Consider the following 20,708-nt stretch of genomic DNA (forward strand, 5'->3'; position numbering starts at 1 on the left):
TTGGCGTGATGTTACCGGAAAGAGATGTTTCCGCTGGCCCTGGAGGGAATCTGTGGACTGGGACGAAAGTTCCGTTAGGGATCTGTTGCTCTCTGTGACCGGATGAATGTGACTCGGATCACAGGAACCAGATTGGGGCCCCATCCGTCTAAATCGGCCCGCCGCTCACAGGTGATCTTCAGGTTCGCCGCAGAAACCTTCAGGTTTCGACAATCTGCCCGATTTCGTAGGGCTCTGAGGTCCTGCTTGCCCTGCGTGGTGTATGGCCGTTTGGGGTGTTTGTCGCTTTTGGGCATGGCGAAGCCAGGGCGGGTGGCGCTGGGGGACCTGAAGGGTCAGGGCAGAAGGATGGTGCGGACCGTCCGCCAGGAGGCTGCGTCGGCCGCGCTCAGCAGGCCCAGCTTGGGGGCGGACGGGCTGTACGGGGTGGCGTCGAGGTGGCGGGCGGCGCCGCCGGCCTCCGTCAGCAGCAGGACGCCCGGCGCGTGGTCCCAGGGGAGCGTCCGGTGGAACAGCAGGAAGTCCTGGTCGCCGTTCAGGAGGCGGGGATAGTCCACGCCGGCGCACTTCGTCCCCGGGGTGAGGGCCGCGAAGCGGGGTTCGGCCGCCGCCACGCGGGCCTTGGCGTCGTCGTCCAGGAAGCGGGTGAGGACGGCGCCGCGCAGCCGGGCGGGGTCGGCGGGAGGCGCGGCGCGGTGGACGGGGATGCCGTTCCGCCAGGCGCCGGAGCCGAGCTCGGCGACGTAGACGTCGTCCTCGGCCGGCCGCACGATCCAGGACGCGACCGTCTGGCCCGACCGGACCAGGGCTGCCATCACCGCATACTCCGGGCGGCCCGCGACGAAGTTGGCCGTGCCGTCCAGGGGGACGACCAGCCAGGCGGTGGGAGCGTCGTGCAGGGCGGACAGGAGCGCCGGGTCGGCGGAGGCCGCCTCCTCGCCGACGACGGGGGCGTCCAGGAGGGCACGGAGGCGGCGGCTGATGAGCTCCTCGGCCTCGCGGTCGGCCACGGTGACCACTTCGCCCGGGGTCTTCTCCGAGACGTCGCCGGCGGACAGGGCGCGGAACCGGGGGAGGATCGCGATCTCGGCGGTCTCGCGAAGGATCTCGGTCACCGCGTCGATCAGCATGGGTCTCATGCTAGACATCGGGCGCTATGGGGCTGAAGGGGGTCTTTGTCCGTGGGGCGGTAGATCGGGCAGGGATGGGCAGCGGATCGCGCCGATCGTGAGGAGCCGGACTCTCTGCCGCGTTCGGCGCCGTTGCCGGTCCACAGGTGGGCGTGCCAGTGCAGCACGCTTGCCTGTGGTCGGCGGGGCCGCCCCTGCTCGTTTCGGTCCTTGGGCCGGGGTTTCGGGCAGGGGCCGGCTGTCGCGGTCTCGGCTAGATGGTGGCGATTCCGGCGGCGCGCAGTTCGGTGCCGGTGAAGCGGAGCGTCCCGGCGTCGGGGTTCTTGGAGTCGCGTAGCGCGTAGGCGTCGTCGATGCCGGGGATCTGCGCGATCAGGACGCAGGTCTCCACGTGCTCGCCCTGTGGACCGCCGCCGCGAAGCTGGGTGAAGGGCACGTCATCGAGGTTGCCGACGTACAGGTCTGTCATGAGTGCTTCCTTTCGTCTCGTCAGCGGCCCTCGGGGGGATCGCCTGGAAGATACAAGCACTAGACATGATAAGACCTCCCCATACCTTGAACGAGGTCGTCATTTGTCCTTGTAGGTTCTGCGTCCCTTAGCGTTTTTCTATGGCCTTGGTGGACAAAAGCGACCGCATCGACCATGTCGGACCGAACCTGGTGTGGCGGCAACTGGCCGAGGACGTCGAGAACGACATCGCCTCCGGCGCGCTGGCTCCCGGCGCCAAGCTGCCCGCCGAGCTGGAGCTGGCGAGCCAGTACGGCGTCTCCCGGGTGACGGTCCGGCGCGCGGTCAAGGATCTGGCGGAGCGCGGCCTGCTGGTCGTCGTCCATGGGCGGGGGACGTTCGTGTCGCGTGGCTCCGCGTAGGTGGGCCTGGCGCTGCGGCGCCCGCTACGGGAGCGACGGCGAGCCGTCCGGCCCGCTCGTTCTGTCTTCGGTGGTCACCAGCTGCGGGCGCGGGGGCGGCGGCGCATGCGTTCCAGCATCGCCTCGTTGAAGGCCGCGGACACGGATGCGAACTCACCGTCCTCGACCGCTCGGTCGACGTACGCCTTGACGTGGGGGTCGAGGGTGATCGTGACCTCCGGGGCCGTCGTGGCGGGAGCGGTCGCGGGCTCGTCCTGGTCCTCGGTCATACCGACATCTTGCGCCACAAGGGCTGGCGAATCACGCCCCGAAACGCTGCAGATTCGACAGGCGCTACCCGGACCGTCGCGGCCAGATCCGGGTTCGTCGGGCATGGGCTCCCAGCAAGCCCGGCACATGAGGGGTGCACAACGGGCGCAGGGGGTCACGGCTTCTTGCCGAGAACGCGGAGCCGGGAGATGGGCCATGGCGTCCTTGGCGGGATAACCGCGGCTTTCCGGTGGGGACAGGTGAGGGCCCCGGCGGCAAGGAGCAACGCCGGGGCCCTCTCTCCCCTGGTGAGGGCTTACTTGTAGAGCTCTCCGTTAGGCCCCACGATCTTCCCCGACGGGAAGTTGGTGGCCGCCTTGTACACGGCCGCCGTCTCGCCGTCGAAGTACGGCGAGGTGATGTAGTCGATGCGGTCGTTGCCGTCCTGGTCCGCGAAGGTGCTGGTGACGCCGTTCACGTAACCGAGGCGCTTGGCGTTGCTGTAGTTCAGCAGCCACGGCCCGCCGTCGTAGCCGGGGGTGACGGCGCACTTCAGGCCGACGTGCTCCTCGATCTTGAGCCAGGACGCGCCCACGGCCTTGGCCGTCGTCTTGCCGTAGCAGTGCTTCGGCGTGACACCGCTGTACGGCTTGCTGCCGTCGGGGTGCGGGGCCGCCGGGTAGCCGAAGGTGCGGACGAACTTGCCCGTCGGCTGGTTCCAGGCGAAGCCCTGGCCGCCCACGGCGTCGCCGAGCCGGCCGGCGTCCTTGGACAGCAGGATGTAGTAGTGGCCGCCCCAGGCGCGCTTCGGGCCGCTGAAGCGCTCGAAGTCCTTGCGGTCCACCTGCTTCACGCCGTCGAACTGGATGCCGTTGTAGACGGTGACGAACGCGTAGTCGCGGTCGTAGTCCTCGTAGTTGTCGAAGTCGTAGTGGGTGAAGGCCTGCTTGCCCACGTAGATGCCCCAGGGAGCCTTGCCCTGGTAGTAGCCCGGGACGAAGACCCAGTTGGACAGCGTGTCGCGGTTGCTGTCCGTGTCGTACACGCAGTGGCCGGCGGTGGCGACCAGGTTGCGGTTGCCCGACTGGATGGAGGTGGCCGAGCACCAGCGGAACTTGCCGGAGCCGTCGACGAAGAAGACCTTGCCGATGCTCTTGGGCAGGTTCACGTTCTGGGACGCGCCGGCCTTCTGGGCGCCGGTCGGCGCGGTCATGCCGGGACGGCCGTCGGGGTCGTAGCCGCCCTTGGAGACGACCTTCCGCACTTCCTTGGAGTCCCAGGTGTACTGCGTGGCCTGGCGGAGGGCGGCGCCGTTGGAGGCGATCCAGAAGGAGGCGATCGAGGCGGCCTGGGAGTTGCTGCCGGCCATCGGGTCGTGGGAGACACCGCCGTCGGCCTGGGCGGTGGCGGAGAGCCCGGCGGCCAGAAGGCCGGTCGCCACGACCGCGCCGCCGACGGGGAGGAGGATTCGCTTCAAGGTAACTCCAGGTTGCGCTGACAGGAGGCGCCTCTTGCACCCCGAAATTCAGCAAACGGACGACCCGGAACCTATAACGCTGACAGGGCGATTGGAAATTTTCGGTAGATCGTGTCAGCGCTCCCAGGCGGCCCCGTTACCGTACCGAGATCAATGGATCGGCTGATCACGTCTTGTGATCACCTGGTTGCATGTGACTTACGCCACATTTCCCGGGGTGGTGAGCGAGGCGGCGCGTCGGTAGACCTCAGCGGTGGTCGTGTCGAAGTACGGCGACGACACCGCGTCGTAGGCGCCCTTGGCGTCGGTGTTCCAGGTCAGGCTGTTGACGCCGTTCATGCTGCCGAGCCCGCGAGCCGCGTCGTAGCCGACCAGCCAGGGGCCGCCGCTGGCGCCGGGGCTGAAGCCGCATGGCTGGAGCCGCACGCCCTTCTGCAGGTCCCGCGCGGGAGCCACGGTCCAGTACGTGACGCTGCCCTGGCACGTCCGCAGCGTCTTGCCGTCGAACGGATGGGAGCCGTCGGGCTGCGCGCCGGCCGGGAAGCCGAACGCCGTCATGGGGGCGGTCGCCGGCTTCCTGTTGATCTCCAGCCCCTGGCCGCCCACGTTGTCCTGGAGCCGACCGACGTCCTTCATCGTGTACGTGCCGTCCTTGGCCTGCTCCCAGACGAACCCGCGGTGCACGGTCACGAACGCGTAGTCGAAGTCGTAGTCGCCCTTGCCGGACCAGTCCTCGTGCATGCTGAGCGCGGCGCCCACGTAGATCCCGTCGGGCGTCTCGCCGTTGGGGCCGGGATTGGGGACGAAGATCCAGTATTCGGCGGCCTTGGCCTGGCGGGAGTCGTACGCGCAGTGGCCGGCCGTGGCCACGACGCTGCGGTTGCGGGCGGCGACCGCGCTGGCCGAGCACCAGTACTGCTTGGCGCCGAACTTGAAGAAGACCTTGCCCATGGTCTTGGCGGCGCCGCCCCGCCTGGGCGGCACGGGCGCCGTGCCCTGCGTCGCGGACGTCCGCCGCACCGCCGTCACGGGCGAGGCGGGCCCGGAGACGGCGCCGGCCGAGGACGTCGGGGCGGCCTGCGCGCCCGGCGTGGCGGGGCTGTAGCTGTCGGCCTGCTTGAGCTGGTCGGGGCGCCAGTAGTCGGCGACCTTCTTCATGTCGGCGGCGGTCTTGGCCAGCGTGACGCCGAAGACCCTGCTCGTCGGCGCGGCGTTCGCGACCCCCGTGAGGGCAGGCAGCAACAGCAGCGCGCCGCCCAGGGCGGCCGCCGCCAGTTGCCTGGCCCGGGAGATCATGAAATGCCTTTCTTAGGGTCGTAAGGGTGGATTTTTCCAGATCAACTGCCTGTATTGCAGCCCGGATAGAGATTCGTTACCTGATCAAGAGTGCACCGTGTGCGATAAGGACACCATCAGCCGATCCCTCCCGATACGCGCAAATGATCACGCGTGTCGGTCGTTGCCGCAGGTCAGAGGGCTGATAGAGGCTGCGCCTATGCACCGAATTCTCTGCATCGCCGCGCTTTCCTGCGCCGCATTCGCCGCCGCTCCAGTGGCGAACGCCACGACCGGACCGCCCGATGTCCGGACGTCGCACAAGGACCAAAGGCTTTTCCGGATCAGCGTCGGAGATCGGCAGGGCGTGCTGGAGTGCACCCCCGGCCGGGTCGCGCCGGGGCAGGTCGCGGCCTGTTCCGCTCTCGAACAGGTGGGCGGGAACCCGGCCCGTCTGAGCGGCCGTACGGGGGTCTCCTGCACCGCCGACTACGAGCCGGTGGACGTACGGGCGGAGGGTGTCTGGGACGGCGACCGCTACCGCTACTCGCAGACCTTCCCCAACGCCTGCGCCCTCGCCGTCGCCACGGGCCCGGTCTTCCGCGTCTGAAGCGCGGGTTCGAGGCGTACGTCCGAAACGCCGAGGACCGGGGAAGGCCCCGGATCCCGCCGAGGAGGATCCGGGGCCTCGACTGCCGGGCCGGATCACGGCATGGCGCCGGTCCAGCGGTGGGTTCTCGGCGGCCCGGAGCGGGGTGCTGCGCCCCGGTGGGCCAGGAAAACGGTGAGAACGCTAATGAATGGCGCAACCCGCCAGCCAGAAAGCGACACGAAAAGGTCGGCTCCGGTTCCGTTTCGTTATGGAAATAGCGAGATCGCATGTATTCAAGAAGGGCATCTTCCCAGCTCACAGGCCCGACAAAGAGTCTGCGGCAACACCGGTAACGCTGATTATCAAACGCCGCCACTTATCAACCGAATGTTGTTCTGGTTAAATGTCCGTATGGATCCACGCACCCCCTGTCTCATCGGCATCGCGCAACGCACCGTGCGCGAACAGCCCGGCCCGGAACCGCTCGATCTGTGGGAATCGGTCGCCCGTGAGGCGGCCGACGACGCCCGGCTGCCCGCCGGCCGGCTCGACTCGATCCAGATCGTGCACACCGACTCCTGGCAGTACGACTCGCCGACCGGGCGGCTGGCCGAGCGTCTGGGCGCCACGCCGCGCCACACCGCCTACTCCAAGGTCAGCGGCACGGCCCCGCAGCTGCTCATCGGCGCGGCCGCGGCCCGGATCGCGGCGGGCGACCTGGACTGCGCGCTGATCACCGGGGCCGAGGCGCTGGCCACCCGGCGGGCCTACCGGCGGGCGGGCGAGCACGTGCCGTGGAGCCACGCCGCCGATCCCAAGCCGCCCTACGGCTGGGAACGTCCCCCGCACCCCGCCGAGTTGGCGCACGACCTGTTCCTGCCCGTGCACACGTACGCGATCATGGAGACCGCGCGGCGGGCGGCGGCCGGGATGACGGTCGAGGAGGAGATGCTCGACCGGGGCCGGATGATGGCGCCGATGACGGAGGTGGCCGCGGCCAATCCGCATGCGTGGCGGCGGACCGTGCGCACGCCGGAGGAGCTGGTGAAGGGCAACCGGTTCGTCGGCTGGCCGTACACCAGGAACACCGTGGCGGTCATGGAGGTCGACCAGGCGGCGGCCGTCGTCCTGGCCTGCGCGGAGCTGGCAGACCGGCTGGGGGTGCCGGACGAGCGGCGGGTCTACCTGCGCGGCTGGGCGTACGCCGAGGACACCTGGGAGGTGGCGGCGCGGCCCGCGCTCGGCTCGTCGCAGGCGATCGGCGCCGCCGCCGCGGCCGCCTTCCGGCGCGCCGGGCTCGGCCTCGCCGACATGGACGCCCTCGACCTGTACAGCTGCTTCGCCGTCGCGTTGAGGCAGGCGTGCGACGCGATCGGGCTCGACCCGTACGACCGGCGCGGCCTGACGGTCACCGGCGGCCTGCCGTACGCCGGCGGCCCGGCCAGCGACTACGTGCTGCACTCGACGGCCACGATGGCCGGGCTGCTGCGCGCGCAGCGGGGCCACGGGCTGGTGACCGGCGTGGGCATGCACCTGACGAAGCACACGTACGCGGTGTGGTCCAGCGAGCCCGGCGGGCCGCCCGGGGACGCCGTCCCGGTGTTCACGGCGGCCGGGGTGCCCGTGGTGGGCTCGTACTCCGGGCCCGCCACCGTGGCCGGTTACACGGTCGCGCACGGCCCGGACGGCGAGCCGGACAAGGGCATCCTCGTCGTCGACCTGCCGGCCGGCGGGCGGGCGCACGCGCACGTGCGGGAGCCGGAGCTGCTGGCCGACGCCATGTCCCGGGAGCTCGTGGGGCAGCGGGTCGGCCTGGTCGCGGGCGACGGGCCCAACGTGGCCACCTGGTGATCGCGCCGAGGTTGTGAAGTTGTGACCTCAGGCGGGGACTTCGCCGGGTTCGAGGGCTTGCGCGGGTGGATGTCGCTCAACTGAACTGGGGGTGAAGGGCGCAACCCGCACTAACCCGGCGAGGCACGTCGTGTCCGACCAGTTCGACGTCATCGAGGCAGGTGAGCGCGGCCGCCGCCGGTGGATCGGGCTCGCGGTGGTGCTGGCTCTGCTGGTGGTCCCGGCCGTCAGCCTGCTGCTCAGCCGCGACCCCGGCCCGGAGCCGCCCCCGCCGTCCGCCACCACGCCCATCCGCTCCCTCACCACGATCGAGAACGGCCCCAACGCGCTGCGGATCCCGGCCAGGACCAAGGGCCACGACGAGATCATCGACGTCGTCTTCCCCGACGGGCTGAGGGCCGAGGTGCGCTACCCGGCCGACCTCGACCTCAACGAGCTGGGGGTGCGGCCGTTCCAGGGCGGGTGGGTCGACGGGCGGTTCCGGCAGTTCAGCGTGCCGTACAACGGGGTCGCCGAGGTGACCGGCGGCGGCCGGCCGATCAGGAGCTACGGCCCCGGCGTCACCCTGTGGCCGCCTCAGCCCGGCGGGGGCAGCGGGCAGGTGCTGCTCTTCGCGTTCGGACGCTGGCGGGTGGCGATGCAGGACAGGGGCGAGGGGCTGACCTTCGACCAGCGCGCGGCCCTGGCGCGGGAGCTGCACGGGAAGGTGACCAGGGACGGCTACCTGGTGCTGTCGGGCGAGGGATCGGTGCGGCTGGCCCGGCCGGGGACCATGACCCAGGAAGGGCCGGCCGGGCCGCAGCTCTGGTTCGGCGGGGGAGTGCGGGAGATGGTGGTGCTGGCGCCCACGCCCGACTGCGTCAGGAAGGCCCGGCTGCCGAAGGTGATCGAGGGGCGCGGGCGTCCGGGGGAGTGGACGTGCCGGGGCGACGTGGAGGTCGCCGTCGCCGGCTCCGAGGAGTTCCGGCGCCGCGCCCTCGCCGGGATCCGGGTGACGGTCAAGCGCTGAGGCCCGGCCGGTGGCCCGGTCGGGCGGGGCGGTGTCGTGGGTGGCGGCCGGTCGGTTAGTAGGGTGCGGCCATGTTCGCCGTAACCGCCACACAGACCGATCCCGACAATCCGCTCGCCGGGCTGACGCTCGGTGAGCACCCCGAGCCGAAGGCGCCCGACGGCTGGACGACCGTCTCGGTACGCGCCGCCGCCCTCAACCACCACGACCTATGGACGCTCAAGGGCGTGGGCATCAGGCAGGACCGCCTGCCGATCGTGCTCGGCTGCGACGCCTCCGGCGTGGACGAGGACGGCAACGACGTCATCGTGCACGCCGTCATCGGCACGGGCGCGGACGAGACGCTCGACCCCAGGCGCTCGCTGCTGTCGGAGGTGCACGACGGGACGTTCGCCGAGCGGGTGGCCGTGCCGCGGCGCAACCTCGTGCCCAAGCCGGCCGCGCTCAGCTTCGAGGAGGCCGCCTGCCTGCCCACGGCCTGGCTGACCGCGTACCGCATGCTGTTCGACAAGGCCGGGCTCGAACCGGGCTCGACCGTGCTGGTGCAGGGCGCCGGCGGGGGCGTCGCCACCGCGCTGATCGCGCTCGGCCGCGCGGGCGGTTTCCGGGTCTGGGCGACCAGCCGGTCGGAGGCCAAGCGCGAGCGGGCCCGCGAGCTCGGCGCCGACCAGGTCTTCGAGACGGGCGCGCGGCTGCCCGAACGGGTGGACGCGGTCATGGAGACGGTCGGCCAGGCCACCTGGGACCATTCGCTCAAGTCGCTCAGGCCGGGCGGCCGCATCGTGGTCTCCGGGGCCACCAGCGGCGCGGTCCCGCCCGCCGACCTCAACCGGGTCTTCTTCCTGCAGCTGTCCGTGGTCGGCACCACCATGGGCACCCGCGACCAGCTCCAGCGGCTGGCGGTGTTCCTGGAGCAGACGGGCGTGCGGCCGGTGATCGACCGGGCGCTGCCGATGACCGAGGCCCGGGACGGCTTCGCGGCCATGGCCGAGGGGGAGATCTTCGGAAAGATCGTCTTTACCGGCTGAATAAGTGCAGGGTTACTTGTCCGCCTTCCGGGTGATACAGGAAGAATGACGTCGTATCACCCTGGAGGCGTTCGCCATGAACGTTGAGCCGTTCGGCCCGGGTTCGATGCACTGGGACACCGCGGGCGAATACCGCAACCTGCTCGTGGCCGGCAGCGCGCTGGTCCTCCAGACCATGCATCCGGCGGTCGGCGCGGCCGTGGCCGAGCACTCGACGTACAAGGACGACCCGTGGGGGCGGCTCAACCGCACGCTCGCCTCCGTCCAGAAGTGGGTCTACGGCGGTGCGGGCGGCCTGGCCGAGGGACGGCGGCTGCGCGAGCTGCACCGCTCCATCAGCGGCGTGGACGAGCACGGCCGCGCCTACCACGCCCTGAACGGCGAGGCGTGGGCCTGGGTGCACCTGTCGCTGTTCGAGCGTTTCGTCACGCTCAACCGCTACTTCGGCACCCCGTACACCGAGGAGCAGCAGCGCCGCATGTACGCCGAGTCGCGGCAGCTCGGCGCGATCCTGCGGGTGCCGGAGCGGGAGATGCCGGCGGACCTGGAGGCGTTCTGGCGCTACTTCGACACGATGGTCGCCGAACGGCTGGAGCCGCACCCGACGGCGCTGGAGGTGCTCGCCGTCATGCGCGGCACGCCCGCCCCGCCCGGCCTGCCGGGGCCGCTGCGCCGCCTGTGGACGCCGGTGGGGCTGGGGTCGGGGGAGTTCAACCACTTCGTCACGGTCGGCACCCTGCCGCCGGCCGCACGCCGGAAGCTCGGCCTGCGCTGGACGGCCCGGGACGAGCGGCGGCTGCGGCACCTCGGGCACGCCGTGGCGATGCTGACCGCGCGCCTGCCCGAGCGCCTGCGCTACATGCCGGTCGCCTACCACGCCCGCAGAGCGGCCCGCGGCCACGGACGCCCCCACCGCTCATTGCGCTCGGCCTGACGACGGCTCAGCGAGGGCCCAGCGACGGCTCAGCGCTGGAGGATGTCGCGGATGCGGGCGGACGCCTCGTCGAGCACGGTGTGCAGCTCGTGCAGCTTCTGCGTGGTCAGGGCGGCGTCGGCGGCCTCCGTGCGGGCCTGGGCCACGAAGTCGGCCAGCAGCTCGCCCAGCTCGCTGTCGAGCTCGGTCCGGCGCACGGTGTCGCCGCCGAGCGTGGTCCAGATGTCCGACCAGATCCGGCGCCACTCGCCGGCCAGCCGGTCGCTCTCCACCTGCCACTGGTTGGCGTGCGCCATCCACTGCCGCTTCTGCTGCTCCTTGAGCCGCTTGAGCTCCTCGGCCCGCGCCTTGGCGTCGTCGTGGGCGCCGGTGCGCACGTCCTTGGCCATCCGGGTCAGCTCGTCGCGCAGCGACTTCACCGTGTCGCGGACGTCCTCCTTGACCTCGCGGGCGATGTCGCGCACGGAGGCGGAGATCTCCTGCTCCAGGTCGTCGAGCTCGTCGAGCCGGGTATTGAGCTCCTCGCGGCCCTTGTCGGTGATGGAGAACACCTTCTTGCCCTCGATCACCTCATGCGTGACCAGGCCCTCCTCCTCCAGGCGGGCCAGTCGCGGGTAGATCGTGCCGGGCGAGGGCGAGTAGACGCCGAGGAAGCGGTCCTGGAGCAGCCGGATGACCTCGTATCCGTGCCGCGGGCTCTCCTCCAGCAGCTTGAGCAGGTACAGCCGGAGCCGGCCGTGACCGAAGACAGGGCTCATTCCTTCTCTCCCTTGAGCAGCGCGACCTCGCCCGAGACGGTGTACGCCGACAGTGAGGCCATGCCGCCCCCCAGCCGTCCGGACAGGGTCTTGGAGCCGGGACTGTTGTCCGCCGACAGGCCGCCGAACGTGGAGCTCAGCCTGCCGGAGGTGGACCTCATGGTGACGTCGGACTCGACGTTCTCCGGCACCCGCACCAGGATGGCACCCGAGACGCTGTTGAGCGTCACATGACTCGTCGGCCGCAGCCTCAGGTCGGCGGTGATGCGGCCGGACACCGTGCTGGCCTTGAGCCGGCGCGGGCTGCCGTCGGCGAGGGTCAGCTCGCCCGAGACGGTCTTCAGCGCCAGGTCGCCCTCCATGGCCCGGCTCTCGATCGAGCCGGAGACCGTGGTGGCGCTCACCTCGCCGCTCACGCCGTCGAGGACGACCTCGGAGGACACGCTCTTGACCCGGGTGGACCGCTCGAACCCGGCCAGCACCGTGGACGCCGAGACCACCTCTGTGTTCACCCGGCAGCCCTTGGGCACGGTGAGCGTGAGGTTGGTCCTGCGCTTGTCGCGCCGCAGCCAGCCGAGCAGCCCGTCCAGGGTCAGGCCCTCGTAGGCGACGACCAGCTCCTTGGTCAGCGCGTCGTAGCTGACCAGCAGCGGCGCGGCCGACTCGATCTCCGTCAGCTCCAGCGTGGGCGGGCCCTCGCTGGCCAGGACGGCCAGCCTGCCGGCGACGATCCGCACGTCAAGTGACTCAACCGGCCCGAACGTGAGCTGTTCGGGAGCGTTCAGCGTCCACTTCTCCATGAACGTATGCCTCCTCGACGAGTACGTCTCCTACGAGAACACGATATGTCGCGTTACTCGAAAACTCAAGATGTATCGCGTCTTGGCGGCGGAATCCCGTCAGTCGTCGTCCTCGTCGTCGAGGCGGGCCAGCCAGGTGGCCAGCCGCTCGATCGGGGTCTCGAACTCGGGGTTGAGATCGACGAACTCGCGCAGCCGCTCGCCCAGCCACAGCACGCTGACCTCTTCCTCGCCCCGCCGATCGACCAGCTCCTCGATCCCTCGATCGGTGAAGTACATGGGTTTCTCCTTCGTGCAGGCAGGGTCGGCACCCTGCCGGTCAACACAGAAGCCCCCGGCCGGACGGCCGGGGGCTCACTGGCGGCCTGCTCAGCCGAAGAGCTGGTGGAGGATCTCCTCCAGCTCGGTGTCGTGCGAGTTGTGCGAACCCGTCGCGGGCGAGCTGTTCGGGGTCCGCGAGACGCGGCGCAGCGACCGGCCGCCGAGCGTCTGCGGGTCTTCGGCCAGCTTCAGCGTCAGGTAGGGCCACGGGCCCATGTTCACCGGCTCGTCCTGGGCCCACACCAGCTCGGCCTGCTGCCCGTAGCGGGCCAGCTCGGCAGCGAGCTCCTCGGTGGGGAACGGGTAGAGCCGCTCGAGACGGACGATCGCGACGTCGTCGCGGCCCGTCTTGTCGCGCTGCGCGGCCAGGTCGTAGTAGAGCTTGCCCGAGACCAGGACGATCCGGGTGACCTTGGCCGGGTCGACCGTGGTGTCGCCGATGACCGGCTGGAAGGTGCCGGTGGTGAAGTCGGACGCCTTCGACGTGGCCGCCTTGTGCCGCAGCAGCGACTTGGGCGTGAAGACCACCATCGGCTTGCGCCGGTTGGACTCCACCTGCCAGCGCAGCAGGTGGAAGTAGTTGGCCGGCGTGGACGGCTGCGCGACCGTCATGTTGTCGAGCGCGCAGACCTGCAGGAACCGCTCGATCCTGGCCGAGGAGTGGTCGGGCCCCTGGCCCTCGTAGCCGTGCGGCAGCAGCAGCACGACCGAGGAGCGCTGGCCCCACTTCTGCTCACCGGACGAGATGAACTCGTCGATGATCGTCTGGGCGCCGTTGACGAAGTCGCCGAACTGCGCCTCCCAGGCCACCAGGGCGTCCGGACGCACGACGCTGTAGCCGTACTCGAAGCCCAGCGCCGCGAACTCGCTGAGCAGCGAGTCGTAGACGTAGAACTTCGTGGTGCCCTCGTTGAACTGCTTCAGCGGCGTGTGGTCGGCGCCGGTCATCCGGTCGACCAGCACCGCGTGGCGCTGGGTGAACGTGCCGCGCCGGGAGTCCTGGCCGACCAGGCGCACCGGGTGGCCGTCGATCAGCAGCGAGCCGAACGCCAGCGTCTCGCCCATCGCCCAGTCGATCGAGTCGGTCTCGACCATCTGACCGCGGCGCTGCAGCACCGGCGCCAGGCGCGGGTGCGGCGTGAAGCCCTCGGGCAGGTTGAGCTGGGTGTCGACGATGCGCTTGAGGGTCTCGTCGCTGATCGCCGTCGGCGTGTCGGCGTGGGACCACTTGACGACCTCGGCCGGGGGCACCCGCATGGCGGCCGCCTCCTTGGGCTTCTTGGCCGCCTCGCGCGTCTCGGTGAACGCCTGCTCCAGCTTGGCCTGGTAGTCGCGCAGCGCCGACTCGGCCTCCTCGACCGTGATGTCGCCCCGGCCGATCAGCGCCTCGGTGTAGAGCTTGCGGGTGGAGCGCTTGGCGTCGATCAGGTCGTACATCAGCGGCTGGGTGAAGGCGGGGTTGTCGCCCTCGTTGTGGCCGCGGCGGCGGTAGCAGATGAGGTCGATGACGACGTCCTTGCGGAACGCCTGGCGGTATTCGTAGGCCAGCTGGCCCACGCGCACCACGGCCTCGGGGTCGTCGCCGTTGACGTGGAAGATCGGCGCCTGGATCATCCGCGCGACGTCGGTCGCGTAGACCGACGAGCGGGAGGAGGCCGGCGAGGTGGTGAAGCCCACCTGGTTGTTGACCACCACGTGCACGGTGCCGCCGGTGCGGTAGCCGCGCAGCTGCGACAGGTTGAGCGTCTCGGCCACCACGCCCTGGCCGGCGAAGGCCGCGTCGCCGTGGACGAGGACGGGAAGGACGGTGAAGCCCTCCTCGCCGCGCTCCAGGAGGTCCTGCTTGGCGCGGACGACGCCCTCCAGCACCGGGTCGACCGCCTCCAGGTGGGAGGGGTTGGCCACCACGGACGCTGTGATCGTCTTGCCGCTCGGGGCGGTGAACTCGCCGCTCGCGCCCAGGTGGTACTTGACGTCGCCGGAGCCGTGGGCGGTGCGCGGGTCGATGTTGCCCTCGAACTCGCCGAAGATCTGCGCGTAGGACTTGCCCACGATGTTGGCCAGCACGTTGAGCCGGCCGCGGTGGGCCATGCCGATGACGACCTCGTCGAGGCCCTCGTCGGCGGCGTCGCTGATCACCGAGTCGAGCAGCGGGATCAGGGACTCGCCGCCCTCCAGCGAGAAGCGCTTCTGGCCGACGAACTTCGTCTGCAGGAACGTCTCGAACGCCTCGGCGGTGTTGAGCCGGGACAGGATGTTGAGCTGCTCGTCGCGCTCGGGCGAGGCGTGCGGCTTCTCCACCCGCGCCTGGATCCAGGCCCGCTCCTCGGGGTTCTGGATGTGCATGTACTCGATGCCGACCGTGCGGCAGTAGGAGTCGCGCAGCACGCCCAGGATCTCGCGGAGCTTCATCAGCGGACGGCCGCCGAAACCGCCCGTGGCGAACTCGCGCTCGAGGTCCCACAGGGTCAGCCCGTGGGACTGGATGTCGAGGTCGGGGTGCTTGCGCTGCTTGTACTCCAGCGGGTCGGTCTCGGCCATCAGGTGGCCGCGCACGCGGTAGGCGTGGATCAGCTCGATGACCCGGGCCGACTTGGCCACGTCGTCGTCGTGCGAGGCCGAGATGTCCTGGACCCAGCGCACCGGCTCGTACGGGATGCGCAGCGCCTCGAAGATCTCGTCGTAGAAGCCGTCCTCGCCGAGCAGCAACCGGTGGATCTGGCGCAGGAAGTCGCCCGACTGGGCGCCCTGGATGATCCGGTGGTCGTAGGTGCTGGTCAGCGTCATGACCTTGGAGACGGCCAGGCGCGACAGCGTGTCGGGCGAGGCGCCCTGGTACTCGGCCGGGTATTCCATCGCGCCGACGCCGATGATCGTGCCCTGGCCGGGCATGAGGCGCGGAACGGAGTGGACGGTGCCGATCGTGCCGGGGTTGGTCAGCGAGATCGTGGTGCCGGAGAAGTCGTCGACGCCCAGCTTGCCCGCGCGGGCCTTGCGGACGACCTCTTCGTAGGCCACCCAGAACTGGCGGAAGTCCATCTCCTCGGCGCCCTTGATCGAGGGCACGAGGAGCTGGCGCTCACCGTTGCTCTTCTGGACGTCGATCGCCAGGCCGAACCCGACGTGCTCGGGCTTGACCAGCGTGGGCTTGCCGTCGACCTCCGTGTAGGAGTAGTTCATCTCCGGCATCGCCTTCAGCGCCTTGACGATCGCGAAGCCGATCAGGTGGGTGAAGGAGATCTTGCCGCCACGCCCCCGCTTGAGGTGATTGTTGATCACGATGCGGTTGTCGATGAGCAGCTTGGCCGGGATGGCCCGGACGCTGGTCGCCGTGGGGACAGTCAGGGACAGGTCCATGTTGGCGGCCGTGCGCGCGGCGGCGCCGCGCAGCTTCACCTCCTCGGCGCCCTTGGGCACCGGGGTGGCCGGCTGCTTCGGCTTCTCGGCTGCCGGAGGCGCCTTCGGCGGCGCCTTGGGAGGTGCGGGCGCGGTCGCAGTGCCGTTCGCCGCCTCCCTGACCGGGGTCCGGCCCGGTCCGTAATCAGGGTTGTAGTCAGCGAAGAAGTTCCACCAGGCCTTGTCGACAGACTCTGGATCTTGAAGATACTTCTGGTACAGCTCGTCGACAAGCCACTCGTTCTGACCAAAGCTTGCCAGCGGGTTTGTCCGCGACGACTCAGACGACACGGCGGAAATCGCCCTCTTCCGCAGATCGGCGTTGATGTTAGAGAACCTGTCCAAGGCTACTCGCCCGGACCGGCAGCGCGCGCCGAAGAGCACGCGCCGCCTCGAACGATCCTCTCAGGACACGCCGAAGAGGTCACGCCCGCCTAGTCAATCCAGGGAGAGCCGCCATTGTTACTGTTTGGTATCAACGTATGGCCGGCAGGTTTATTTCCCTCCGGGCACGATTCTGCTGGTGATCCGCACTCCGGGTGACAGCTCCTCCAGCAGCTCCGCCAGCTCCTTGCCGGCCTGCTGGAGCTCCTCCATCGACATCGGCTCCAGCCGTTCGAGGAGGAAGATCGCGTTGGTCGTCTCCTCGGTGAGGCGGGTGCGCGCCACCTGACGCCAGTTCCACCGGCGGCAGGTCACGCCGGCGTCGTCGCGCCAGATCACCTCGCCGGGCTCGGGCTGCCCGAGCGCCTCCTCGGAGTGCTCGTCGCCGGTCGCCCGCACCAGCCGGGCCGGGCCCTGGTAGCGGTCGAGGTCCTCGCCGCCGATGGGCAGCGCGTGCTTGACGCTGATCGTGTTGTACGCGTCGACCACCCGGTTGATCTCGGGCAGCGGCATGCGCCGGGTCAGGGCGTCGACCGAGGGCCTGGTGCGCTGCGGCTTGGCGCCGAAGGCGCGGTAGGCGTCCTTCCAGGCGTCGATCTTGTCGGCCTGGACCTCGCACGCCGACGCCTCGGCCAGCCAGGCGCGGGTGCGGTCGTCGGTGGGGCCGTTCCGCAGGCCGTGGGCCAGCATCACCAGCACGGCGAAGTCGGGGCGCAGGGCGAGGACGGCGTCGTCCACGCGGATGTCGTCGAGCATGCGCCCAGTCTAGAAGGGGGCCGAATTCGCAAAAATCACTTTGCAAAAAAGCCTTTGCGGTCTAGGGTCGTGCTCATGGAGGAGCAGTACAGGATCAGTGACCCGCAGGTGCTCAAAGTGGTCGCCCACCCCTTGCGGGTGCGGCTGCTCGGGCTGCTGCGCAGCGACGGCCCGGCCACCGCCAGCGAGCTGGGCCGCAAGGTCGGCGAGAGCTCCGGCTCGACCAGCTACCACCTGCGGGAGCTGTTCAAGTACGGCTTCATCGAGGAGGACCCCGACCGGCGCGACGGCCGCGAGCGCCGCTGGCGGGCCCGCCACCGCTACACCTCCTGGGACAGCGGCGAGCTGTCCGGCACCGCGGAGGGCCGCGAGGCGGTCCGGATCATGCGGATGCGCCAGGTCGAGGCGCTCGCCCGCGTCGCCCAGGACTACGACGAGCGCCGCTGGTCGCCGGAGTGGGTGCGGGCGGCGGGGATGAGCGACGACTTCGTGCGGCTGCCGCCGGCCGGGCTGCTGGAGTTCGACGAGCGGGTCGAGGAGCTGCTCCGCGAGCTGACCGCCCGCTACGCCGGGGACCCCGACGCCCGGCAGGTGCACGTCTGGCGGGGGGCCTTCCCCCGCGAGGGCTTCCCCCGGGCCGGCGACGACGAAGAGGAGCAGAACCGATGACCGCTCGTTCCGCCCTGCGGCGCTACATGCTCGTCAGCTTCCTGACCTGGCTGCCCTTGGGGCTCATGGTCGCCTGCATGGTGCTGCTGATGACCGAGAGAGGGCTCGGCCTGGCCCAGGTCGGCCTGTCGGTGACCGTCTTCTCGGTGGTCACCGCGAGCCTGGAGCTGCCCACCGGCGGCCTGGCCGACGTCGTCGGGCGGCGCGCGGTGCTGGCCTGCTCGGCGGTGTTCACCGCGGCGGCCCTGGCGCTGATGAGCGTCTCCACCGCGTTCTGGATGTTCCTGGTCAGCGGCGTGCTCAAGGGGGTGGGCAGGGCCCTGTCCAGCGGCCCGGCGACCTCCTGGTACGTCGACACGCTGCACGGCATCGAGGGCGAGGGCGCCGACCTCAAGCCCGGCCTCGCGCGCGGCGGCGCGATGGAGTCGGTGGCGTTGTGCGTCGGCGTGCTGCTGGGCGGGGCGGTCCCGATGCTGGTGCCGCCGGAGCTGGTGACGCCGCTCGCCGTGCCGCCGCTGCTGGGGGCGGGCGCGGCCGTCGTGCTGCTGGTCGTGGTGATGTTCGCGCTGCCCGAGCCGGCGCACGCGCGGCGGTCGCTGGGCGGCGTGCTGCGCGAGGTGCCCGCCACGGTGGTCGCCGGGATCCGGCTGGCGGCCGGGGGCGCGGTGCTGCGCCGCCTGATGGCCGCCGCGGCGGCGTCCGGCGTGCTGCTGATGACGATCGAGCTGCTGACCCCCGGCCGCCTGGCCGAGCTGGCCGGCACGGCCGAGCGCGGCAGCCTGTTCTACGCCGTCGTGGCGGCGCTGGGCTACGCCGCCAGCGCCACCGGCAGCGTGCTGGCCCCGCGCGTGGCCCGCCTGGCCGGGAGCTCGGCCAGGGGGGCCATCGCGGGCGCGGTGCTCTGCGCGCTGTCGGTCGGCTCGCTGGCCGCCACCGCCGGGGTGGACGGCGTGCCCGGCCTGGTGGCGGCCGGGCTGGCCTACCTCGTCATGTTCGCCGGGTTGTCGGTGACCGGGCTGCTCTGCCTGGAGATGCAGCACAACGCGGTCTCCGCCGCCGAGCGCACGACGGTCACCTCGACGTCCTCGCTCTCGCTCCAGGCGGGCGGGGTGCTGGCCAACTCGACGCTCGGCGTCCTGGCCGCGCAGGCGGGCGCGTCAGCGGCCTGGTGGGTGGCCTCCGCGGTGGTGCTGGCCTCGGCGCTGCTGTTCGTCGCGATGCCGAGGCCGGGGGTCACAGGCTCCAGTCGAGTTCCGGTCCTACCGGAACGATCCTGCTCGGGTTGATGTTCGTCTGGGTCATGTAGTAGTGGCGTCTGATGTGGTCGAAGTCCGTGGTGTCGCGGAAGGCGGGGATCGCGTAGAGCCTGCGGGTGTACGCCCACAACGCCGGATAGTCGGTCAGCCGCCTGATCGAGCACTTGAAATGGCTGTGATAGACCGTGTCGAACCTGACCAGCGTGGTGAACAGCCGCACGTCGCTGTCGGTGAGCGTGCCGAAGAGGAACTCCGACTCCGCCAGGCGCACCTCCAGCAGGTCGAGCGTGGTGAACACCCGGGTGACCGCCTCCTCGTACGCCTGCTGCCCGCGGGCGAAGCCGGCCTCGTAGACCGCGTTGTTGAGGCCGTGGTAGAGGCGGTCGTTCATGATGTCGATGTCCGGGCGCAGGCGTTCGGGGTACAGGTCGGGCGCGCTGCCCCACGACGTCTCCAGGTCGAGGGTGATCTGCGGGAAGTCGTTGGTGACCAGGCGTTCTTCCTGGATGTCCCAGATGCACGGCACGGTGTAGCGGCCCGTGTAGCCCGGTTCGGTCGCGTGGTAGAGCTCCGACAGGTACGGCGGGTCGCCGTCGGGGATCCGCCAGCCCTTCTCGTCGCGGATGGGGTCGACGATCGTGACGTCCAGCAGGTCCTCCAGGCGGAGCAGGGCGCGGACGATCAGCACGCGCTGTGCCCATGGGCAGGCGTAGGAGGCGTAGAGCCGGTAGCGGCCGGGCTCGGGCGGCCCGAGCCGTTCGGTGAAGCGGTTCGGCTGCCGGACGAAGCGGCCATCGTCTGAGATCTCGCGGCTCAGCTTCATGACCCCTAGTAGAACATGATTCGGGACCAGAACTATATTCGGGGCCATGGCTAAGTTCGTGGTGACTCCTTCCAGCGTGGCGCAGCGTGAGGCATGGATGAGCGGGGCGGTTCCGGCGGTCGAGCGGGTCCGGCCGGGGCTGTGGTCGATCCCGGTGCCCATCCCGGTCAACCCGCTGCGGTACGTGCTGGTCTACGCCCTCGAACTGCCCGGCGGCGTGGCCATCGTGGACGCCGGATGGAACACCGACGAGGCCTACGACGCCCTGGCCGCCGGGCTGGCCGTGGCCGGCTACGGGATCGCCGACGTCAGGGCCGTCCTGGTCACCCACCTGCACCCCGACCACTACGGCCTGGCCGGACGCGTCCGCGAGGCGTCGGGCGCCTGGATCGGGCTGCACCCGGCCGACGCGAACCTCGTGCGCGAACGGTACGACGACGACGCCATCGACTCGCTCGTCCAGCGGGAGCGGGCCCTGCTCCGGCGCTCCGGCGTGCCCGACCTGAGCCTGGACGAGCTGGCCGGGGCCTCCATGATGATCAGGCACATGGTCACGATGGCCCGTCCCGACCGGCTGATCGAGGACGGCGAGGACCTCGGCCTGCCCGGCTGGGACCTGCGGGCCGTCTGGACCCCCGGCCACACGCCCGGCCACCTGTGCTTCGTCTCGCCGGAGCGCAGGCTGCTGCTCTCCGGCGACCACGTGCTGGCGAAGATCACGCCGATCGTGGCCGTGCACCCCCAGTCGGGTCCCGATCCGCTGGCCGACTACCTCGGCTCGCTGGCCGCCGTCCGCGAGCTGGAGGTGGACGAGGTGCTGCCCGGCCACGAGTACCGCTTCCTGGAACTGGCCGGACGCGTCGACCACGTGCTGGCGCACCACGACGAGCGGCTGGCCGAGATCGAGCGCGTCGTCGGCGAGGACGACGGCGTGACCTGCTGGGACGTCGCCACCCGGCTGAGCTGGTCGCGCCCCTGGGAGACGATCCCGCCGTTCATGCGCCGGGCGGCCAACAACGAGACGCTGGCGCACCTGGTATGGCTGGCCGGACGGGGCAGGGTACGCCGGGAGGAGGGCGAGCCCGAGCTCTGGAGACGCGCCTGAGCCGGTCGGTTATCGTACTCCTACC

The 20,708-nt window shown here is 70.5% G+C and carries 20 protein-coding genes; 9 read left to right on the plus strand and 11 right to left on the minus strand.

Features of this window, described 5'->3' with window-relative positions; all coding sequences use genetic code 11:
* Nucleotides 1–335 precede the first annotated feature (335 nt).
* Together ACFYYW_RS34120 and ACFYYW_RS34125 are read right to left on the minus strand one after the other, a co-directional pair.
* Nucleotides 336–1,130: an inositol monophosphatase family protein gene (locus ACFYYW_RS34120; RefSeq protein WP_387654962.1), complete on the minus strand. Its 795-nt coding sequence runs from the start codon at nucleotides 1,128–1,130 to the stop codon at nucleotides 336–338.
* A 253-nt stretch (nucleotides 1,131–1,383) separates the two neighbouring features.
* Entirely contained in the window at nucleotides 1,384–1,599 is a 216-nt protein-coding gene (locus ACFYYW_RS34125; protein WP_352323545.1) for a DUF397 domain-containing protein, read from the minus strand.
* Between the two features lie 140 nt (nucleotides 1,600–1,739).
* Here ACFYYW_RS34125 and ACFYYW_RS34130 point away from each other — a divergent pair, with 140 nt between their 5' ends.
* Complete coding sequence (locus ACFYYW_RS34130; RefSeq protein ID WP_352323544.1) at nucleotides 1,740–2,000, plus strand: GntR family transcriptional regulator; 261 nt, start codon at nucleotides 1,740–1,742, stop codon at nucleotides 1,998–2,000.
* A gap of 74 nt (nucleotides 2,001–2,074) precedes the next feature.
* Here ACFYYW_RS34130 and ACFYYW_RS34135 read toward each other — a convergent pair whose 3' ends face one another.
* From ACFYYW_RS34135 to ACFYYW_RS34145, 3 genes are all read right to left on the minus strand, one after another.
* Nucleotides 2,075–2,269 (minus strand): hypothetical protein, encoded by a 195-nt coding sequence (locus ACFYYW_RS34135; protein ID WP_387654965.1) that lies wholly within the window; start codon nucleotides 2,267–2,269, stop codon nucleotides 2,075–2,077.
* Between the two features lie 296 nt (nucleotides 2,270–2,565).
* Nucleotides 2,566–3,726, minus strand: coding sequence for a trypsin-like serine peptidase (locus tag ACFYYW_RS34140; RefSeq protein WP_387654968.1), 1,161 nt, complete (start codon nucleotides 3,724–3,726; stop codon nucleotides 2,566–2,568).
* Between the two features lie 198 nt (nucleotides 3,727–3,924).
* Nucleotides 3,925–5,022: a trypsin-like serine peptidase gene (locus ACFYYW_RS34145; protein WP_387654970.1), complete on the minus strand. Its 1,098-nt coding sequence runs from the start codon at nucleotides 5,020–5,022 to the stop codon at nucleotides 3,925–3,927.
* A gap of 346 nt (nucleotides 5,023–5,368) precedes the next feature.
* On the opposite strand from ACFYYW_RS34145, the gene ACFYYW_RS34150 reads away from it, so the two are divergent.
* The 5 genes from ACFYYW_RS34150 (at nucleotide 5,369) to ACFYYW_RS34170 (ending at nucleotide 10,415) form a co-directional block, all read left to right on the plus strand.
* Nucleotides 5,369–5,611 (plus strand): SSI family serine proteinase inhibitor, encoded by a 243-nt coding sequence (locus ACFYYW_RS34150; RefSeq protein ID WP_352323540.1) that lies wholly within the window; start codon nucleotides 5,369–5,371, stop codon nucleotides 5,609–5,611.
* Between the two features lie 393 nt (nucleotides 5,612–6,004).
* Nucleotides 6,005–7,444: an acetyl-CoA synthetase gene (locus tag ACFYYW_RS34155; RefSeq protein ID WP_387654973.1), complete on the plus strand. Its 1,440-nt coding sequence runs from the start codon at nucleotides 6,005–6,007 to the stop codon at nucleotides 7,442–7,444.
* 130 nt (nucleotides 7,445–7,574) lie between these two features.
* Nucleotides 7,575–8,453, plus strand: coding sequence for a hypothetical protein (locus ACFYYW_RS34160; protein ID WP_387654976.1), 879 nt, complete (start codon nucleotides 7,575–7,577; stop codon nucleotides 8,451–8,453).
* Between the two features lie 71 nt (nucleotides 8,454–8,524).
* Nucleotides 8,525–9,481 (plus strand): zinc-binding dehydrogenase, encoded by a 957-nt coding sequence (locus ACFYYW_RS34165; RefSeq protein ID WP_352323536.1) that lies wholly within the window; start codon nucleotides 8,525–8,527, stop codon nucleotides 9,479–9,481.
* A gap of 76 nt (nucleotides 9,482–9,557) precedes the next feature.
* Nucleotides 9,558–10,415: an oxygenase MpaB family protein gene (locus tag ACFYYW_RS34170; RefSeq protein ID WP_387654981.1), complete on the plus strand. Its 858-nt coding sequence runs from the start codon at nucleotides 9,558–9,560 to the stop codon at nucleotides 10,413–10,415.
* Between the two features lie 29 nt (nucleotides 10,416–10,444).
* Here ACFYYW_RS34170 and ACFYYW_RS34175 read toward each other — a convergent pair whose 3' ends face one another.
* The 5 genes from ACFYYW_RS34175 to ACFYYW_RS34195 form a co-directional block, all read right to left on the minus strand.
* Nucleotides 10,445–11,173 (minus strand): helix-turn-helix transcriptional regulator, encoded by a 729-nt coding sequence (locus ACFYYW_RS34175; RefSeq protein ID WP_387654984.1) that lies wholly within the window; start codon nucleotides 11,171–11,173, stop codon nucleotides 10,445–10,447.
* Complete coding sequence (locus ACFYYW_RS34180; RefSeq protein WP_352323533.1) at nucleotides 11,170–11,973, minus strand: DUF4097 family beta strand repeat-containing protein; 804 nt, start codon at nucleotides 11,971–11,973, stop codon at nucleotides 11,170–11,172. Before ACFYYW_RS34180 ends, ACFYYW_RS34175 begins: the two co-directional genes overlap by 4 nt.
* A gap of 99 nt (nucleotides 11,974–12,072) precedes the next feature.
* A complete protein-coding gene (locus ACFYYW_RS34185) occupies nucleotides 12,073–12,252 on the minus strand; it encodes a DUF6104 family protein (RefSeq protein WP_352323532.1) in 180 nt (59 codons plus the stop codon).
* Between the two features lie 90 nt (nucleotides 12,253–12,342).
* The gene (locus tag ACFYYW_RS34190) at nucleotides 12,343–15,981 is read right to left on the minus strand and encodes a multifunctional oxoglutarate decarboxylase/oxoglutarate dehydrogenase thiamine pyrophosphate-binding subunit/dihydrolipoyllysine-residue succinyltransferase subunit (RefSeq protein ID WP_387654989.1); all 3,639 of its coding nucleotides are present in this window, start codon (nucleotides 15,979–15,981) and stop codon (nucleotides 12,343–12,345) included.
* 204 nt (nucleotides 15,982–16,185) lie between these two features.
* Nucleotides 16,186–16,830, minus strand: a complete 645-nt coding sequence (locus ACFYYW_RS34195) for a phenylalanine--tRNA ligase beta subunit-related protein (protein WP_352323530.1) — start codon at nucleotides 16,828–16,830, stop codon at nucleotides 16,186–16,188.
* 75 nt (nucleotides 16,831–16,905) lie between these two features.
* Between ACFYYW_RS34195 and ACFYYW_RS34200 the strand changes: the two genes are divergently transcribed.
* The gene (locus ACFYYW_RS34200; RefSeq protein ID WP_387654993.1) at nucleotides 16,906–17,499 is read left to right on the plus strand and encodes a winged helix-turn-helix domain-containing protein; all 594 of its coding nucleotides are present in this window, start codon (nucleotides 16,906–16,908) and stop codon (nucleotides 17,497–17,499) included.
* Nucleotides 17,496–18,785, plus strand: a complete 1,290-nt coding sequence (locus ACFYYW_RS34205; protein ID WP_387654996.1) for an MFS transporter — start codon at nucleotides 17,496–17,498, stop codon at nucleotides 18,783–18,785. Before ACFYYW_RS34200 ends, ACFYYW_RS34205 begins: the two co-directional genes overlap by 4 nt.
* Here the strand turns inward: ACFYYW_RS34205 and ACFYYW_RS34210 are convergent.
* Nucleotides 18,733–19,578 (minus strand): glutathione S-transferase C-terminal domain-containing protein, encoded by an 846-nt coding sequence (locus ACFYYW_RS34210; protein WP_352323527.1) that lies wholly within the window; start codon nucleotides 19,576–19,578, stop codon nucleotides 18,733–18,735. The genes ACFYYW_RS34205 and ACFYYW_RS34210 overlap by 53 nt on opposite strands.
* 46 nt (nucleotides 19,579–19,624) lie before the next feature.
* Here ACFYYW_RS34210 and ACFYYW_RS34215 point away from each other — a divergent pair, with 46 nt between their 5' ends.
* Nucleotides 19,625–20,683 (plus strand): MBL fold metallo-hydrolase, encoded by a 1,059-nt coding sequence (locus tag ACFYYW_RS34215; RefSeq protein WP_387654998.1) that lies wholly within the window; start codon nucleotides 19,625–19,627, stop codon nucleotides 20,681–20,683.
* Nucleotides 20,684–20,708 lie beyond the last annotated feature (25 nt).

Origin of the sequence: Nonomuraea sp. NPDC001831 (assembly GCF_042892035.1) — a bacterium.
GTDB lineage: Bacteria > Actinomycetota > Actinomycetes > Streptosporangiales > Streptosporangiaceae > Nonomuraea.